Origin of the sequence: Streptomyces sp. NPDC093089 (assembly GCF_044754405.1) — a bacterium.
Taxonomy (GTDB): domain Bacteria; phylum Actinomycetota; class Actinomycetes; order Streptomycetales; family Streptomycetaceae; genus Streptomyces.
The window spans coordinates 1-1748 of the sequence record NZ_JBIVPA010000039.1 but is presented as its reverse complement, the minus strand read 5'-3'; the positions used below and the strand labels follow the sequence as shown (position 1 = coordinate 1748).

Genomic DNA, 1748 nt, shown 5'->3' with positions numbered 1-1748 from the left:
CCTAGTGCTTTGACCGGTAAGGTTCGCCGGGTCGGCGGCCTGTTGGGTGACATGCGGTGACATGGTGGCGGCGATTCGCGCTATAGGATCTTGAGCCCAGAACTGGATGCCGGAGGGCTGGGATGGAAGAGCCGCGGATGCGCCTCGGCACCGATGATGCGTGGCTGGACCTGACTCGGACCGGTGGCGACACCTGGCGGGTCAGTGCCGACTGGTGCTCCCTGCTGACAGCCGACTTCACCGTGGACCTCAGCGATGCTGAGGTCGCGGACTTCGCGGGGCAGATGCTCTCGCGTCTGGATGAGGCGTCAAATGCGGGGTTCTCGGCCGTGGTGACCCCTGGCCGCAACAATCCCCTGTCACTGAAGGCCGAGCCCGTCGGGGACGGTTTTTCCTTCTTCGTGCGGCTGACTCCCAACGGGGACGACACCGTGTGCCACCTTCAGATGGAACTCAATCCGATCGCCGCTCCGGACCTGCGCGAGATGTTCGACGCGCTCCGCGCGGCGCTGGTGACCTGACAGTCTGGAGAGCTGCCTGGTGAGGCCGCCGTGTGGAGTGGACGCCCACCCCACCGGATGCCTCTCTCACTGCGGATGCGTGCTCGTTCGCGTCGTTGGGCTGCCAGAACATCGGGATGGCGGGCGTTGTTGTTGCGCCAGCGCAGGTAGGCGTGCAGGGCCCGGGTCTGGACGGTGTGGTTCGGATGGTTCGAGTTGGCCAGCGTGAACTGCCGCAGCGGCCCGAAGTGGGCCTCGATGGGGTTGGCCCAGGACGCGTAGGTCGGGGTGAAGCACAGCTCGACCTTGTTCATCGTCGCCCACCTGCGGATCTTCCAGTTCAGGTGGGCGGAGAGGTTGTCGAGGATCACGTAGATCGGGGCGCCGTCCGGACGGGCGGCGCGGATGGACCGCAGGGCGGCCCAGGTGGGGTCGATGCCCTTGCGGCGCCGGTTGATCCCCCACAGCTTGTCGTCGCCGACCGAGTAGCAGCCGTGGAAATAGGTGATGCCGTGGGTGCGGCGGTAGGTGGCAGGCAGTCGGTCGGGGCTGCTCTGCTTCTGCCAGCAGGAGCCTGCGGTGGGGCGGATGCCCAGCGGACCGAACTCGTCGAAGGCGAACGTGCGGTCCGGACGCTCGTTGACCGCGTACTCGATTCGCTCCAGCTTGGCGTCGAAGTCCGGGTCCGGCGATTCCTTCCAGGTCTTCGTCCGCTGGAAGGTGATCCCGCGGCGGGCCAGTAAGCACCGCAGGGCCTCCCGGCCGATCCGAACGGGCCGGGCGATGTTCCGGCGCAGGTGATCGACCAGTTTGCGGACCGACCAGCGGGTGAAGGGTTTACCCAACAAGGTCGGGCGGGTGGTGGCCGTCTGGACGACGAAGTCCTCGTCATCACTGCTCAGCAGGCGGGGACGGCCTCCCGCCCACTGAGGGTTGAGGCATGCGAGCCCGATCTCGTTGAAGCGGTGGATCACGTCACGGACGGTGTCCTCGTCCGCCTGGACCAGACGCGCGATCACCGGGACCGTGCTGCCGCCGGCCGAGGCCAGCACCATCATCGCCCGCCGAAACCTCACCGAGCTCGTGCTGCCCCGCCGCACGATGTGCTGGAGCTTCTGCCCCTCCTGCTCCGTCAGCCTCCGGACCCTGACCGGTGGTGCCATCCCACCTCCCCTGCTGGTTGGAAGCGTCATCACTTCCAACCAGCACAACGAGCAACCCGGTGAACCTATGCGGTCACAGCACTAG

At 66.8% G+C, this 1748-nt stretch carries 1 protein-coding gene and 1 pseudogene; one reads left to right on the top strand and one right to left on the bottom strand.

The window, feature by feature from the left end:
- The first annotated feature begins 137 nt into the window (after positions 1–137).
- Complete coding sequence (locus tag ACIQFX_RS39125) at positions 138–521, top strand: hypothetical protein (protein ID WP_402473377.1); 384 nt, start codon at positions 138–140, stop codon at positions 519–521.
- Between the two features lie 41 nt (positions 522–562).
- Here ACIQFX_RS39125 and ACIQFX_RS39120 read toward each other — a convergent pair.
- A pseudogene (locus tag ACIQFX_RS39120) lies at positions 563–1663 on the bottom strand (IS630 family transposase); the annotation flags it as partial.
- Positions 1664–1748: the final 85 nt, after the last annotated feature.

What these genes read in the sequence shown, in the direction of transcription:
- ACIQFX_RS39125 (WP_402473377.1), top strand. Translation starts at nt 138, where the DNA reads ATGCGCCTCGGCACCGATGATGCGTGGCTGGACCTGACTCGGACCGGT.